General features: G+C 66.1%; 13 protein-coding genes and 3 pseudogenes. 9 read left to right on the plus strand and 7 right to left on the minus strand.

Translation table 11 applies throughout. The features are described from left to right. Positions 1-47: 47 nt before the first annotated feature. Positions 48-470: a hypothetical protein gene (locus K9S39_RS40280; protein WP_248868231.1), complete on the plus strand. Its 423-nt coding sequence runs from the start codon at positions 48-50 to the stop codon at positions 468-470. Between the two features lie 207 nt (positions 471-677). Here K9S39_RS40280 and K9S39_RS40285 read toward each other — a convergent pair. After that, positions 678-1,120: pseudogene (locus K9S39_RS40285) on the minus strand (hypothetical protein); the annotation flags it as partial. On the opposite strand from K9S39_RS40285, the gene K9S39_RS40290 reads away from it, so the two are divergent. The 6 genes from K9S39_RS40290 to K9S39_RS40315 all read left to right on the plus strand — a co-directional run bounded on the left by K9S39_RS40290 (position 1,099) and on the right by K9S39_RS40315 (position 6,164). Continuing rightward, positions 1,099-1,356, plus strand: a complete 258-nt coding sequence (locus K9S39_RS40290; RefSeq protein WP_406708104.1) for a hypothetical protein — start codon at positions 1,099-1,101, stop codon at positions 1,354-1,356. The pseudogene K9S39_RS40285 and the gene K9S39_RS40290 sit on opposite strands and share 22 nt — an antisense overlap. Positions 1,357-1,896: 540 nt before the next feature. Next, the gene (locus tag K9S39_RS40295) at positions 1,897-3,336 is read left to right on the plus strand and encodes a sensor histidine kinase (RefSeq protein WP_248868232.1); all 1,440 of its coding nucleotides are present in this window, start codon (positions 1,897-1,899) and stop codon (positions 3,334-3,336) included. A 54-nt stretch (positions 3,337-3,390) separates the two neighbouring features. Beyond that, positions 3,391-3,777: a roadblock/LC7 domain-containing protein gene (locus K9S39_RS40300; RefSeq protein WP_248869193.1), complete on the plus strand. Its 387-nt coding sequence runs from the start codon at positions 3,391-3,393 to the stop codon at positions 3,775-3,777. After that, on the plus strand, positions 3,774-4,145 hold the full coding sequence (locus tag K9S39_RS40305) for a DUF742 domain-containing protein (RefSeq protein ID WP_248868233.1): 372 nt from the start codon (positions 3,774-3,776) through the stop codon (positions 4,143-4,145). The genes K9S39_RS40300 and K9S39_RS40305 overlap by 4 nt, the downstream gene beginning before the upstream one ends. Further along, on the plus strand, positions 4,126-4,749 hold the full coding sequence (locus K9S39_RS40310) for a GTP-binding protein (RefSeq protein ID WP_248868234.1): 624 nt from the start codon (positions 4,126-4,128) through the stop codon (positions 4,747-4,749). The genes K9S39_RS40305 and K9S39_RS40310 overlap by 20 nt, the downstream gene beginning before the upstream one ends. 131 nt (positions 4,750-4,880) lie before the next feature. Beyond that, positions 4,881-6,164 (plus strand): cytochrome P450, encoded by a 1,284-nt coding sequence (locus K9S39_RS40315; protein ID WP_248868235.1) that lies wholly within the window; start codon positions 4,881-4,883, stop codon positions 6,162-6,164. A 76-nt stretch (positions 6,165-6,240) separates the two neighbouring features. Here the strand turns inward: K9S39_RS40315 and K9S39_RS40320 are convergent, their stop codons facing one another. Both K9S39_RS40320 and K9S39_RS40325 read right to left on the minus strand, forming a co-directional pair. Next, positions 6,241-7,500, minus strand: a complete 1,260-nt coding sequence (locus K9S39_RS40320) for a pyridoxal phosphate-dependent aminotransferase (protein ID WP_248868236.1) — start codon at positions 7,498-7,500, stop codon at positions 6,241-6,243. Between the two features lie 5 nt (positions 7,501-7,505). Beyond that, positions 7,506-8,612, minus strand: a complete 1,107-nt coding sequence (locus K9S39_RS40325) for a tryptophan dimethylallyltransferase family protein (RefSeq protein WP_283113315.1) — start codon at positions 8,610-8,612, stop codon at positions 7,506-7,508. 978 nt (positions 8,613-9,590) lie between these two features. On the opposite strand from K9S39_RS40325, the pseudogene K9S39_RS40330 reads away from it, so the two are divergent. Beyond that, positions 9,591-10,830 (plus strand): annotated as a pseudogene (locus K9S39_RS40330) (pyridoxal phosphate-dependent decarboxylase family protein). Positions 10,831-11,025: 195 nt separating this feature from the next. On the opposite strand, the gene K9S39_RS40335 reads toward K9S39_RS40330, so the two are convergent. The 4 genes and pseudogenes from K9S39_RS40335 to K9S39_RS40345 form a co-directional block, all read right to left on the minus strand. Further along, positions 11,026-11,316: a hypothetical protein gene (locus K9S39_RS40335; protein ID WP_248868238.1), complete on the minus strand. Its 291-nt coding sequence runs from the start codon at positions 11,314-11,316 to the stop codon at positions 11,026-11,028. Positions 11,317-11,878: 562 nt separating this feature from the next. After that, a complete protein-coding gene (locus K9S39_RS43245; protein ID WP_406708192.1) occupies positions 11,879-12,055 on the minus strand; it encodes a hypothetical protein in 177 nt (58 codons plus the stop codon). A gap of 70 nt (positions 12,056-12,125) precedes the next feature. Then, positions 12,126-12,743 (minus strand): annotated as a pseudogene (locus K9S39_RS43250) (alpha/beta fold hydrolase); the annotation flags it as partial. Between the two features lie 146 nt (positions 12,744-12,889). Then, positions 12,890-14,098, minus strand: a complete 1,209-nt coding sequence (locus tag K9S39_RS40345; protein ID WP_248868239.1) for a PucR family transcriptional regulator — start codon at positions 14,096-14,098, stop codon at positions 12,890-12,892. 475 nt (positions 14,099-14,573) lie between these two features. Here K9S39_RS40345 and K9S39_RS40350 point away from each other — a divergent pair, with 475 nt between their 5' ends. Beyond that, entirely contained in the window at positions 14,574-14,996 is a 423-nt protein-coding gene (locus K9S39_RS40350) for a YjbQ family protein (RefSeq protein ID WP_248868240.1), read from the plus strand. Positions 14,997-15,266 lie beyond the last annotated feature (270 nt).

Raw genomic sequence — 15,266 nt, forward strand, 5'->3', positions numbered from 1 at the left:
GACCAAGGCAAGGGCATGGGCAGACCGGCCCGGAGGGTGGGGGACTGATGCGTGGCGGTACGAAGCAGAGACTGGGAACGGCCGCGGCAGTAGTCGGTTTGGTCGCTGCCGTCGCTCCGGCGAGCAGTGCCAGTGCCGCGCAAGCGGCGAGGTGTCCCGTTACGGCGTGGGGTCACACCGGCTACTACAAGTGCGGCACCGACCTCAAGGCCGGGTATGTCGACTGGAACCGCGACGGCCGCGTCGATGAGGTCTTCGTGATCGCGCCGGACCGGACCATCTGGCACACCTGGGCGGCGGCGGGAGGCTGGAAGGAGATGCCGGGCAACGGTCGCGCCGACAACATGCTGGGCGCTGCGGAGACGGGCGCTCCGACCCGCTGCGTCATCGTCTATGTCAACAAGGGCTACCACTACTGGCAGAACTGTTTCTACGGTGGGCGCTGGCACACCTGGAAGACCACTGGGTGAGCGGCCTTCGTCGGCACGCCCTGGCCGAGCATACGGTCAGGGCCGTGGACCCGGACCCGGCCGCGTGCGGTAACACGACGGGCAGCGGCCACCGTGCCGAGCCCGCGCCCCCGGCCCGCGCCCGCGCCAGGCCAAATGCGCACCTGACGTATGCACACCTGACGCTACGTCACTCGACGCCAGGCAATGCCGCGTGAGGAGTGTGGATCAGCGCGCCGTCCACTTCGGCGTCCATGTCCCGGCGTCGCGACGCGTCCGGCTGTGTGGAGCCGAGATAATCGCGCGATGTGGCGAGCGCGGGAATGCGGATTGTCGCTGCGCCGGATCAGTGAGTGCGGGTGGACGGGCGTCGGGTCGTGCACGGTGATGCGGCGCAGGTCGTGGTCGGCGGGCCAGACCAGGCGCGTCGGTCCGCCGACGAAGGTGGCCAGCACCGAGGAGTCGGCGATCGTGTCGAGGAGCGGCTCGGTGCCGAAGTCGGGGCCGGTCACCTCGATGGTGAGCCCGAACGCGGCGGCGAGCTCGTCGTAGTACGCGGCCCACTCGGTACCGGGGACGGGATGCGCGCGGTGGAAACCGTGCAGCGGATCCGCCGGTGCGAGCCGTCGGCCGATCACGTCGACGCGCAGTGTGCGCCAGCTACCGGCTCGACCACACCGCAGGGGACCGGGTCGCCCGCACCCTGTCCGCGTGGTCGGTCACCAGCAAGGCCACCATCGCGGCCATGACCGCCCTGTGGGGTCTGCTGGCCGGCATCACCTGCCCCCGCACCGCCATCGCGATCGCCGGTCTCCTCGTCCTGGCAACGCCGTTCCCCGCTTCCCCGATACGATCACGCGCCGCAGCACGAGCGGGAATTGGAGCGGAGCCCCTGAAGGCCGACTGAGGCCGGGCCGCCGGTCTGCGTGTAGCGTCCTTTGGCCCACTTCGCCGCCGGGGCGGGGAGATTTCGGTTACTGCTTGACGTCACGTCAGTTGACGTGCAGCAACGCGACTTTGACCAAGCACTGCCCGCAATTCCAATGAGTGCCCAGGGCTAAACGATTCTCCTGAATTTCGCACATGAGTGCATTCATGTGTTATATGCATTCGGGCCGCAAAGCCACTGCGACCTCGCTATGCTCGCTGTCGCGCAGCGAGTTGTGGCGATTACCACACGTCGCCGCTGGCTGTCGTGGTGCCGCCGATCGCACGGAGGTCCGGGCGTCCTGGGACCCGGCCCCATGCGCGGAACGCCGCCTTGGAATGTGCTGCGGCCAAGCAATGGTGAGCGCGACCCGACGGTCGTCGATCTTGTTCGCGCGGCCCTTCCCCGGTGCCCATATACGCCATGTATGCCGCCCTGTCCCTATTCGTTCATGCTCTGAGGATGCCGATGGTTCGTGCTGGTTCGTCACCCGGAGGGTCGGGGTCCGCCTCCACCCCAATGTGGCTGTTGCCACCCGTACTCCTGGCCGTGTGCGGGGCGGTGATCGTGTGGCTGACGCCCTCAATGGCCCGTTCCCAAGTCGCCTGGATCGGCGCCATCGCGACGGTGGCAGTGGCCGCCGCCGCCGGGGAGGCGGCGCGCCGGGCACGCGCGACCGACGAACTGCGCAGGCAGTACGCCGAGAGAGAGGCGACCCTGCAGCAGTATCTGGCCGAGCAAGAGGTCGAGACGGTGCGGATGGCCAAGGAGACACTGCCCGCGGCCATGGCCAAGCTGCAGCAAGGCGTCACGCCCGATGAGGTGCTGGAAAGCGTCGCCCAGAAGTCCGACGTCAGCCCCGAGTTCGAAGTCGCGCACAAGGCAGTGCTGCGCTACGTCCTCCAGGCCGTGGCGGCCGAGGAAGACCTGCGTGACTCCGCCCAGCGGGCCTTCGTCAACATCGCCCGCCGTGTCCAGGCCATCATCCACCAACAGGCCCAGGAACTACGGGAGATGGAGGACCGCCACGGCCAGGATCCGGAAGTCTTCGGCGACTTGCTGCACCTCGACCACCGGACGGCACTCGTCGGCCGGCTCGCGGACAGCATCGCGGTACTCGGTGGGGCCCGGCCGGGTCGTCAATGGCAGCAGAACGTACCGCTGTTCAACGTGTTGCGCGGTGCGATGTCCCGCATCCTCGACTACCAGCGTGTCGATCTGCACTCCGTGGCCGAGGTCGGCATTCTCGGACGCGCGGTCGAGCCGCTGATCCACGCCCTGTCCGAGCTGCTGGACAACTCCACGCGCTATTCACCGCCGCAGACCCGTGTCCATCTGACCGCGACGGAGATCCAGACCGGTGTGGCCATCGAGATCGAGGACGCCGGGATCGGTCTGACCGACGAAGCCCGCGTCCGCGCCGAGCGTGCCCTGGCACAGCACTCCACCAGCGGGCTCGACCTCGACGACCTGGGTGAGGCGCCGCGGCTCGGCCTGGCCGTGGTCGGCCGGCTCTGCCACACCCATGCCTTCAAGGTCTCCCTCCGTCCGTCCGCGTACGGCGGTGTACGCGTCGTCCTGATCGTCCCGCCGGACCTGATCACCGCGACCCCGGTGCCCGGTGGGATGGTGGCCAAGGCCGCCACCCTGCCGCCGCCCCGGCACAGCGTCGGGCCGAAGCGCTCGGTGACCGCCGAGGAGCCGACGCCCACCGCTTCGCCGCGCAGCGCCAACGGGCTCCCGCAGCGTCGGCGCCGTACGCGGGCCATGGCTCCCCGCATGCAGCCGAAGCCCGCGGCCTCCACCGCCACGGACTCCAAGCCCCCGGTGTCAGCAGATTCACCCCCACAGGCCGGAATGTGGCTGGCCGCCTTCCAGGAGGGCATCTCCGGCGAGTCCCGAGCTGAATCCCCGGCGGATCGGCCCGATGGTCTGAGCGAAAAAGAGTCCGAGCGATAACTGAGTCGTTAAGTAAGGATGAGTAAGTAAGTGGTGACACAGCAGCGGCTCAATATGGACTGGATGCTCGAAGACCTGGCATCCAGCGTTCCGCAGACCCGTGATGTCGTGGTGCTGTCCTCAGACGGCTTGTGTATGGCGCAGTTCGGTACGGACAAGGACACCGCGGACCGCCTCGCCGCAGCCTGCGCCGGACTGCAGAGCCTGTCGGCGGCCATCGCCACGGAATTCCCGCACGGCAACGGGCAGATGAAGCTCGTCGTCATCGAAGTCAACGGCGGCTTCTTCTATCTGATGGCGGCCGGCGCCGGAGCGTATCTGGCAGTGCTGGCCGACGACGATGTGGACGCCGGACTCATGGGAGAACGCATGCGGGACCTGGTCGCCCGGATCGGTCAACACCTCACCAGCCCGCCGCGGGCCGACCGGCAGGTCCCATGAGCGACCCGAAAGAGGAACAGCCCAAGGGCTGGGAAGAGGGCGCTCCGGAACGGCTCTACGTCATTGCGTCCGGCGGGAACCAACCCGGCCAGAAAACCCCCCTGGACATGGTCACGCTGATCGTCACCAGGAACGGGCCCAGTTCGAGCATGCAGCCCGAACTCGCCGCCATCGTCCGCATATGCGACTACCCCTTGTCCGTCGCCGAGATCTCCGCATATCTCCATCTGCCGGTCAGCGTGATCACGGTATTGCTCGCGGATCTGCTGGAGAGCGGCCATGTCGAAGCCCGCGCACCGATCCCGGCCACGTCGTTGCCCGATGTCGAACTTTTGGAGGCGGTGATGCATGGACTGCAAAATCTCTGAACCCGTCGTCGGTCCCCGCAGTGAAGACGTTCTGCCGGCCTCGGTCACCACAGCGGTCAAAGTGGTGATCGTCGGCGGCTTCGGGGTCGGGAAGACCACCCTCGTCGGATCGGTCAGTGAGATCCGTCCGCTGACGACCGAGGAGACCATGACGCAGGCCGGTGTCGGGGTGGACGACATCGCCGGAATCGAGCGCAAGACCGAAACCACCGTGGCGATGGACTTCGGCCGGATCAGCCTCAGTGACGAACTGGTGCTGTATCTGTTCGGCACTCCGGGCCAGCAGCGCTTCTGGTTTCTGTGGAACGGCCTTTTCGAAGGCGCGCTGGGGGCGGTGGTCCTGATCGACACCCGTCGGCTGGAAGTCAGCTTCGATGTGATCGGCCGACTTGAGGAACGCGGTGTGCCGTTCATCGTCGCCATCAACGCCTTTCCGGACGGCCCCACATACCCGATGTCCGAGCTCCGCGTCGCCCTGGACATCCCCGACTCCGTACCCATGATCGATTGCGACGCCCGCGACCGTGTCTCCAGCCGCGATGCCCTGCTGACCCTCATGCGTTATCTGCACACCCTTACCACCACACCCCCGGAGCCCCGGTGACCTCCTCTTCCTCCAGTCAGCCCCGCACCACCTCCGCAACCGAGCCGCCTCCGGAGTGCCCGGCGCACGCGAAATTCGGAAACCCTGACGGACTGGCACGGCTTTTCGGGCCTGAAGCGGCCAAGGATCCCATGGGTCTGTACGAGAAGCTGCGCGCCGAACACGGACCTGTCGCGCCCATCCTGCTGGACGGAGACCTCCCGGCCTGGCTCGTCATCGGCTACCGCGAGATCCTTGAAGTCGCCGGTACGCCCTCCCGGTTCAGTCGTGATTCCCGCATCTGGCGCTGGTTCAAGGAAGGCAAAGTACCGCCGGAATCCCCACTGCTCCCGATGATCGCCTGGCAGCCGGTCTGCTTGTTCCTGGACGGCGACGAACGCCAGCGGTTGCGCGTGGCGGTCACTGATGGACTGGAACGCTTCAGCCGCCGTGGAATTCGACGCCATGTCACGCGCTTCACCCACCAGTTGATCGATGGCTTCGCCTACCGAGGAGAAGCGGATCTGGCCGACGAGTTCGCGGAACATCTGCCCATGCTCGTCATGACGCAGCTGCTGGGAATGCCCGATGAATACGGTCCGCGGCTGGTCCAAGCCAGCAGAGACATGGTGGCGGGCACCGAGACGTCGGTGGACAGCAACGAGTTCATCGTGAAGACGCTCCAGCAACTCGTGGGGCGCAAGCGCGCCAGCCCTGGCGAGGACATCACGTCCTGGCTGATCGAGCACCCCTCTCAGCTCACCGACGAAGAGGTCTGGAATCACCTGCGGGTCATCCTCATCGCCGCGAACGAGACCACCGTCAATTTGCTCAAGAGCACCCTGCGGATGCTCCTCACCGACCCCCGTTGCCATGCGTCGCTGGCCGGCGGTCAGATGACCCTGCCCGACGTGCTGGAGCAGGTGCTGTGGGACGAACCGCCCCTGATGACCATCCCTGGGCGCTGGGCATCCGTGGACACGGAGGTCGGTGGTCAGAAGGTCGAGGCGGGGGACATGCTGCTGCTCGGTCTCGGCGCCGGAAACCACGACCCGGCCGTGCGCCCCGACCCCGCGGTTTCCATGCACGGAAACCGTTCCCACCTCGCCTTCAGCAGCGGCCCGCAGGAGTGCCCCGGCCAGGACATCGGCCGCGCTATCGCCGACACCAGCATCCCCGAGGAGGAGCTGCGCTGGAAATCGGGCTGGATGACGCGGCATCTGACAAGCCTGCCGGTGCAGTTCAGCGCGCGTCGGTCCGGTGCTTCCGCTGAATCCGCCGGTCCGGGGGGAGTTGACGCGGAGACTGAGCGGGCCGCCACGGGGAGCGGCTCAAGGTCCATGGACAAGCTCCTCGGTCCGTCCCCTTCGACTCCGGTTCCGGGTGCACGCCTGTCCTGGTGGCGCTCGCTGAAGGCATGGCTGCGAAGGCGGTAGCCCGGCGCTCCGTTGTGGAGGGAGCGCCCAGAAGCCTTTCCCGGTCAGGAATGTCAGCCGGGCATTGCTCCCTCCATCAGGTGCCCGTCAGACGCCCGTGTGCGGAGGCAACCGCATTCTCGGCTCTGTGCACTGGAGCTTCGGAAAGGCGATCCAAGGCCCTTTCCATGCGGTTCAATGCCTCCGTCATAATCCCCCGGGAAGTGGCATAGCATATACGGATATTGCCTTCGGCAGCCGGACCGAACCACTCAGTGGTGCCGCCCACCACTGCGACCCGAGCCGCCTCCAGGAGGTACTCGGCCATCGTCTGGCTGTCCAGCCCGCTTGACGTCACATCAGGGAACAGGACGAATGTTCCGTCGGGACGGCTGCACGATATTCCGGGGAACGCGTTCAGCCGTTCCACGCAGTAGTCCCGCATCTCCTGCAGATGCTCCAAGAAGGCATTTCTCCAGGGCCAGCCATGACGTAGCGCCGCCACAGCACCGACCTGGGCGAAGGGCGTCAGGTTGTACGCAGCGCCGAGACGCTGGAAGGTGAGCTGGAGATCGTGCGCCTCTCGTGCAGTGGGGGCGACCGCGAATCCCATTCTCAGACCGGGCAGTGCGAAGGTCTTGGAGAGCCCGGTCAACGTGAAGATTCTCTGACTGTTTGCGGTGTCCAGGCTTGCCGTGCTCGTGTGCACGGCAGGCGGGTACACGATCTCGTTCCAGACCTCGTCGGAGAGAATCGGTATACGTCGCGCACCTGCTGTCTCGGCTATCGCACGGAGCGTCTCCTCCGCGAAGACCGTACCGAGTGGGTTGTGCGGATTGCACAGGCAGATCAGTGCGGTGCGCGGCGTAATCAGAGAGGCCAGTCGGTCAGGGTCAAGACGTCCGGTTCTCTTGTCCATCGGGCAATAGACCCGCCGGGCCCCTACGGCATCGATGGCCTGCCCGAACAGCATGTCCACCGGATCCGGTAAAATGCACTCGTCGCCTTTCCGGCACAGCAGGTGCACCACACCCCAGATCGCCGCTGCCGTGCCGGCGGTCAGCACCACGCGATCGGGACTCGCGCCGATCCCGTAACGATCCTTCGCCACCGCGGAGCAGATTTCCCGGAGTTCGCTGAGCCCCTCAGGGGGCGCGTAGGGAAAGTAGCCGTCAGCGAGAGACGATATCATCGCATCCGTGACCACCGGAGGGCCGGCGAAATCGGGTTCCGCTGCGGTCAGCGGGATGACGTCGGGTGGATAAGCGCTCCACCTGATATTTGATCGATCCCTCAGCATTGCGGGCTGGATTTGCGAGTCATCGAACAGCGATCCGGTCGCAGCCGAAAGCGCCATGTTGGTCACCCTCTCTGATAACGGGCAGGCGGGTATCGGTCGTACAGTTCCGAGGACCAGTAGGTGGTCATGCGGGGACGGCCGCGCTGCACCCGTACAGATGCGTACGTGTGCATCCCGCGCCCGTCCGACAGTGGGCGCCGGGCCATATGGTTCAGCAGTGACCGGTAGTCAGTACTGGGGAGACCGATATCAGCCATGACGGAACAGATTCGGTCCCGTAGCGTGCTGTCGCTGTCCGCGTATCTCCACAGCGGGACGTATGCCGTGGCGGATACGGGGGCATGCCCGCCGGCTTGCGTGAAGGTCAGATTGCTGACGACGGGTTGATCCGTCAGCTCACCGGCCCTGCCGGTCAACTGACGGCAGAATTCGCCCAGGAGGCCGGGCTCATGGTGGGTGGATATCTCCATGCAGGTGTCAAGGTCTGCTGGGACAACGTCATAGTGACGGAAATAGACCTTGACGCGCGACTCGGGACGGTCGCTCAGGTCGAGGCCGAGGTAGACGATCCTGTCGAGGTCGAATCCCCGGCGAGCGTATGCGGAAACCGACTCCCATGCCTGACCGAATCCCAAGCGATCCAGGGCCTCCTGCGTCCGCTCGGTGCGGGTCATGCCGTTATTGGCGTTCGGGTTCAGATAGACCTTGAACTCAGGCCTTCCGGTTGATGAGAAGTCAACGGCGTGCATCATGGCGAAACCCGTCGGATCTTCGCTCGGCAGGAACAAATCCGATACCGCCGCCAACCGGCCGCCGGCGGCGCCGAAGTCATCGATCAATGTCTGCGTCAGGCCGAGTGCCGATTTCTGCGCGGCCAGCGTGCTCAGCTCGTCCGGCACGGCCTCCACGAGCACCCGGATTTGCGTACCGTCATCCGAAAAGGAGGCGGAAAACTCGATTGGCGAACCGTCAGCGCATACATCCGAGTGCCATTCAGGGCGCTGTTTGATCTGCCTTTCCCCCCACGACGAAAGCATGCTGCGCAGAACCGCTTCCCCCTGTTCGACGTCCATGCCCGCACTGTCAAGCAGACGTGTGCCGGTGGCGATCCCGTAGTCCAAGAAGGTCGCACCCGCAGATATCCGTGACTCCGACGGCAGACGCAACATGGCGTTCCTTTCCCTTGCTTCACCGGTTCTCGCCGTACGCGTGCGCTTGTTCGCCAGTCGATCGGCCAGTACCAACAGGTCGGATACTCCTGTCTGCCACTCCTTCAGGCGCGATAGCCTGATCACTTCACCCGGTCGCGCCGCAGCCCCTGCGCTCGCTGCGAGGATTACCCGGAGACTGACCTCTGTATTCCCCAGCAGATGCCGTGTTCGTGGTCATATGCGGGTTATCGGACTCATGGACGGAAAAGACCCTGATGGTACACCTGATGGGTTTGATCGTCTATCGCTTTCCCTGGATCCTGCGTTTTTGCATTATCAGTAACGGAGATCCCTCCGGGCCGATAGCCGCGCGCCGGGGGGCTGGTGAGGCATTCCCCGACAGTGACATGCGCCCATGCCTGATGCATGTGCAGGCCGTCACCCAGAGAGACAGGGAAAGTCTCATCAGCTCCTGACATCGGGTCAATACCTGGCGGGGGATCGGTTAAGGGGACTCGGCATAGCGGCATAGCTGGCGGGCGGTACGGCGCATCGGACGGATAAATTAGCGTGCACGTTCGGAGTTGTTCGGAGCCGTTCGGGGGCTTTCGGAGTCCTTCTCTGCCGGTGCCGAGGGTGCCGGGGGCCGGGGCAGGGCTCAGGCCGGGGGCCGGGGCAGGAGGCCGGTTCACACGAACGCCGCCCACCGGGCCAGGAGCAGTCCTTGCGGCGTCGCCCACTCTCCCAGACGCGACTGTCCTCGACGCTGCCCACTCTCCCGGCGCCCTGTCCAGCTGTTCGCAGCCCATACCCGGGCCCATCCACACCGGTCCACTTGTCCACAATTGGATTCGGCCCACGCAGCCCCGCTCTGTCTGACGTGGTCCCGGACCAGCCCCGTCGTCCCCATTTGCTGCACCGTCCCCGCTGGACGCACCGTCCTCACTGGCAGTACCGCCCCCAACCACCGTCCCAAGTCCGATGATCGGAAGCATGATGCGCCCTCAACTCGGCGCATCTCTCTCCCAGTTGCACCATCTCCTCGACGCCACTCGTTTGCACGCCACAGCGCTCCTCGACGGCATTGACGAGCGGCCCGTCGTCGTGACCTCCGCCGCGCTGGCCGGTGACTGGCTGACCTCAACCATGGACCAGAACTCCCACTCATCGCTCGACCCAGCGGGTCAGCATCTTGAGCGCGAGACGATCGCATGGCTGCGAACCCTGTTCGGCCTGTCGGACGAGCACGAGGGCACATTCGTCAGCGGCGCCACCATGTCCAACACGGTCGGTCTGGCGATCGCCCGGGAATGGCTCGGTGAGCGGCTCGGCATCTCGCCGGCCGAGGCCGGAGTGGCGGCTCTCGGCCCGGTGCGGGTGCTGTCGGGCAGCCCGCTTTCGAGCATCGCCAAGGGCCTGTCGATGCTCGCCCTGGGCCGTGGCGCACTGGTCACAGTGCCGACGCTGCCGCATCGGGAGGCGGTCGACCCGGCAGCGCTGGCGAGTTCCCTACAGCAGGCGGACGGCCCCTGCGTCGTGGTGGCCAATGCCGGCACGGTCAACACTGTCGACTTCGACGATGTGCGTGCCATCGCCGCACTCCGTGACCGCTACGACTTCTGGCTGCACGCGGACGCAGCCTTCGGTGCGTTCGCCGCCGCATCCCCGGAACACGCGCGCCTCGTGGCGGGTCTGAACCTGGCCGACTCGGTCTGTGTGGACCTGCACAAGTGGTTGAACGCACCGCACGACAGCGCCGTCCAGTTCACACGTCGCCGCGACCTCCAGGCCCGCGCGTTCCAGAACGCCGCGGCCTACCTCGGGCTGCTGGGCGACATCCCCGATCCGGTCCATCTCACCCCGGAGAACTCCCGCCGCTTGCGCGCGCTCGCGGCATGGTTCACCTTGCGCGCCTACGGGAGGGACGGTCACCGCGAGATCGTCGAAAGGTGCGTGATGGCCCGTCCGTACGCTGGGACGGGCCATCGACGCCATGGCGGGCCTGCGCCTGCTGGCACCCGTCGGCCTTGACGTCGTCTGCATCACGCCCACCGACGACCCGACGCCGGAACGGCTCGCCGCACTCGCCGACGAACTGTCCGAGGAGGTCTTCCTCACGCCGACCGTTTACGCCGAAGTCCCAGCACTCAGGGCCGCGTTCAGCAATTGGCGCACTGGCGAGGCCGACACCGCGCGGATCGTCCAGGCTCTGGAGAATGCGCTCCGAAAGCGGTGAATCGCGCTCTGCGAGGGATGAATAGCGCTTTGCGAGGGGAGCGCGCTTTGCGTGGGATAACGGAAACGCACGCTGGTCGGTACACCAGGGTACCGATTCCGGCACCTGGCCAGCTTCCCCGCAAGCGCCCCGCACGGACGAGATTCCAGCACCTGCGACGCGCCGCAGGCGGCCCCATCCTCCTCGCTGCGGGCCCTACAGAGGGAAGAGCTCGCGAAGGCTCGGCCCGCCCTCTTCCCCGTCACGCATGGCCTCCACAACCGCCTGGTGAAAATTGCGGCTGGCTTCCTCCGTGTCACAGGGGACGGGGCTGCCGGCCATGGTGAACCAGTCCTCCGAGCCGGTGTACTGCACCGCTACGTGGGCCTCGCCCTCCGACCAGGTCGTATGGACGGTCAGGTCGCCTTCGATCGTTCCGGCCTCTTCCGTACGGACCCTACCGGGGCGTGCGTGGATCCCGACGGTCGTCCAGGATGCCCAGGTCATGATGCTCCCCCTAGAGGACGGGGGCCGCGGCCGGCGGCCGGGCGCGATGCCTTAAGTCTGACACTGGCAGCAAGCGGCCGCAGGGCATTGACAGGCGGATTTCTGCTTGTAGTCGATGCGTCACGCCGAGGGAACGGCCCGCGCCTGGCCGCCACGGCTTACGGCCGGATTCCGAAGGTGGCGGACCATACAACAATGTCATCACTCCTATACGAAGGGTGATCGAGGCCGAAGCCCGAAACGCAGTGAAGAAATCCGATTCCCGATCCACCAGGGCCAGGAGCCGCAGACTCCTTAACATAGCCAGCATTTCCCCACATCTCTGCCGGTCTGCCGCTACTTCAACTACTTCAATAGTTAATCGTCAAATGAACCCAAGCTTTAAGCTTCAATCCTCAAGCTTCGAACCTCGAACCCAAACCTCGAACCCAAACCTCGAACTTCGAACCTCGAACTTCGACGGAGGGTAGCGTCGGCATCACCGTTCCGTTCAATGGCCACCGGATGCGTCAGCTACCTCAATCTCGGCTGACACCTCACGGCGGAAATCTCGGCTGACATCTCACGACGGAGAGTGTTGCCGCCCCGAGTGGGCCGGCAGCGAATGCAGCCAGTCGACCAGGAGCCGGTTGACCTCGTCGCTGCATTCCTGCTGCACCCAGTGCCCACAACCTGCCAGGATGTGCGAGGAAGTCAGGCCCGGAAGGGTGGTGGGGTACGCCTTGATGGCGTCGGTCAACCACATCGTGGGCGCGTCGAACTCCCCGCCGATGAACAGCGACGGCTGGTTGATCGGCGCCCCGTCCCATGCGGCGAGATCTACCCAGTCCCGGTCGACATTGCGATAGCGGTTGAGTGCTCCGGAGAACCCTGTCCGCTCGAATTCGTGCGCGTAAAAATCGAGGTCGGACTTCCGTCGGCCGGATTCCGTTCCGAGGTGCGTAGGGAACGCTGAGCAGCCCTACGGCGGTGAAGACTTCGGGCCTCAGCAGCGCCGAGTTGGCGGCGATGGGCGAGCCCCAGTCGTGGCCCACGATCACCGCCGTCTCTTCGCCGAGGGCGTGCACGACCGCGACGTTGTCGTCGACGTGAGCCAGCATCCGGTAGGCCGCCACGTCGAGAGGTTTCGATGAACGTCCGTAGCCGCGCACGTCGATAGCGACGGCACGAAAGCCCGCCGCCGCTATGACCGGGAGCTGGTGGCGCCACGAATACCACGACTCGGGAAAACCGTGAACCATCAGAACGAGGGGACCGCTGCCTTGTTCCACCACGTGGATACGTCCACAAGGGGCGTCCACGAGCCGGTGCTTCATTTCCGGAGCGGGCTCGGGCGGCGACGTCACTCGGCCTGCTGTTGCCGACGTGGACGGAGTGAGGGGGCGACGGGTGTTCCGTTCGGTCGGCCGGCTGACGGGCTGCAACATACACGTCCTCCTTGAGCGACAGCAATGTGCCCGGCGGTCACGTCGAGGGCAGGGCCCGCCCGTGAGGCCGCCCGCTGGCGGCGCGGCGACCTGCCGACACCATGCGACGGTAAGTCAACCGTCCATCAGCGACCAGCCTCGCCGGTTCACAAGCCATTCACGTCGGCCCCGGGTGCCGTCGACAGGAGTCTGCAGGGCCGCGCTCCGGCCCGTGCACGGCGATTGCGTTCCGGGGAGCGACGATGCGCGTTCGCCAGCAATAGACGGCTCCGGAGCGCCATTTGGATTTCGAACCGGGTACGCGGGTCACGCAGCCGGGATCCGAACAACTTCTCGATCTGACGCATCCGATAACGCACCGTCTGCGGATGGATACTGAGTGCCTTGGCGATTTCCGGCGCTCCGCCACCACCCAGCCATGCCAGCAACGTCGCCTCCAAACGCGCGCACCGATCCGGTGTGAGCCCTGCGAGTGGACGAAGCTGGCGGGCGACGAGGGCGCGGAGCAACGACTTGTCCTGGAGGAGAAGGAGAGACGACACATGGTCGTCGACGAACACCACCCCGCCACCGGGCCCGACGCCAGGCCGCACCAGTTCCAACAGCCGGCAGGCCCAGCGTACGGAGGCGGCGGCGTCATGGAGCGGAACAGCGTGCCCCACCGCGGCAGAGCGGCAACGCAGCACTCCGTGGAGCCTGGCCTTCTCGTCGGCGAGCGGGCTGGCCGTCACAGGGACCAGCAGGCACGGTTCTTGCTCAGGTGCGCTGATGAGGCAGTCGCCCAGCGCGGACGCCACCAGGTGGATATCGGTGCGGGTCCTGAGCGCGATGGCCCGCACCCTCCCGGGCAGCGGCCAGTCGGCGCGACGGCTCAGTTGGCCGAGCATCCCAGTGGGGATCGCCCCCTCACCGGTCAGCGCGGAGAACAAGGCCCGGCGTGCCTGTTGGGATGATGCCGGCCGACGCAGGTCTACGCAGTTATCGCCATTCCCGCCGCCGTTGACGCCATCACCCAATTCGTCGGTCGTGCGGCCAGGCGCGTGTTCGGCGTCCGACGGCCGCGCCCCGGAGGCCACGGCGTTGCGGAGGGCCTCCTCCACCAGCCGTGCGACCTGTGCGTGTCCGGCCCGCTCGATGAAGCTCCTGAAACCCACCGTGTGGTCGGAGAGCGATCGCGTGATCAGTTCCGCGAGTACCGCGCGCTGGTCGCCGTCATCGCGCGTGCCGCCCCGCTCCGACAGGCAAACGCCGCCGCGTGCGTCACTCGTAGTTGCCTCACCCATAGTGACCTCATTCATCTGGTAGCTGGGAAACCCAGGCCGCCCTGGGACCGGCTTGAGTTGCGACGCCCACATCGGCCGTCCCGCGTCCGCCGCCGCACTCCGTCGGCCGAGCCGCTGTCGGCGGCGAGAAGGTCTCCATCCCGTTGCTTGCGCAACGATGAGGCCCGACCGTATCGAGCCGAGCAACCCGCCGCCCGGGGTCCGTTGATCGATTCGCTCCGCCATTTTGTTCTACCTCACGGGGCAAGTGCCTACAGCACCTGACAGAGATCCGTCATATTTGGGGGAGAGTTTGCCTGAATCGAAGCCTCACTAGAACGTTCCTGACGCCAGAATTCGTTTTGTGACGGCCCGAGGCGCTACCCGGCCAGCGTCGGGCCCCAAGCCACTCTCCCGCCACCTGAAGGCGTTCAGGGGTCAGGAGATCATACGCGGAAGCAAATTCCGAACCGGCTGATCGACTCCTCGGCCGCCCCGGGACCGGGCTGCGCAACGGGGGACGATCGCAAAACGACGCTGTGCCGGTGGTGTCTGGCACGATCAAGTCATGGCTGACACGTTCAAGACGCGAGTGATCGACGTGACCACCGGCTCACAGGAGACGGTCTACGACCTGACCCGAGACTGTGAGCGCTTCCTCCAGGATTCGGCCCAGGGGCAGGACGGATTCCTGAACGTTTTCGCACCCCACGCGACCATGGGCGTCGCACTGCTGGAAACCGGCGCGGGAAGCGACGACGACCTGCTGGCGGCCCTCCGGAAACTACTCCCGGCCGACTTCCCCTGGCGCCACAGGCACGGCAGCCCCGGACACGGGCGGGACCATGTGTTGCCTGCTCTGGTTCCGCCGCATGCCACGCTTCCCGTCATTGGGGGGAGGCTGGCGCTGGGCACTTGGCAGTCCGTCTGCTTGGTGGATACGAATGTCGATAATCCGAACCGGCAGGTGCGGTTGAGCTTCCTCGGTTAGGGCGCCCCTTCGGTGGGACTGCAGAGGCGATGTTCGGCCGTACCAAGTGATCAGCGGAGCGCCGTTGGGGGACTGTCTCGGATTCGTCGGCCGCCATCCGCCTGGGACGCGACCCGCGCGGCCTACGAGGACTCTCCGATGGTGGAGCGCAGCTACACCGCGGCGCTGTCGGCCGCCAATGAGAACCCTGGCGGGCCCTGGCGGACACCGTTACGCGGCACCCCACCTGGCGTCCTGTGCCGGTAGGCCAGACGCCACCCCGGTGATCCA

It is taken from the genome of Streptomyces halobius (assembly GCF_023277745.1).
Taxonomy (GTDB): Bacteria; Actinomycetota; Actinomycetes; order Streptomycetales; family Streptomycetaceae; genus Streptomyces; species Streptomyces halobius.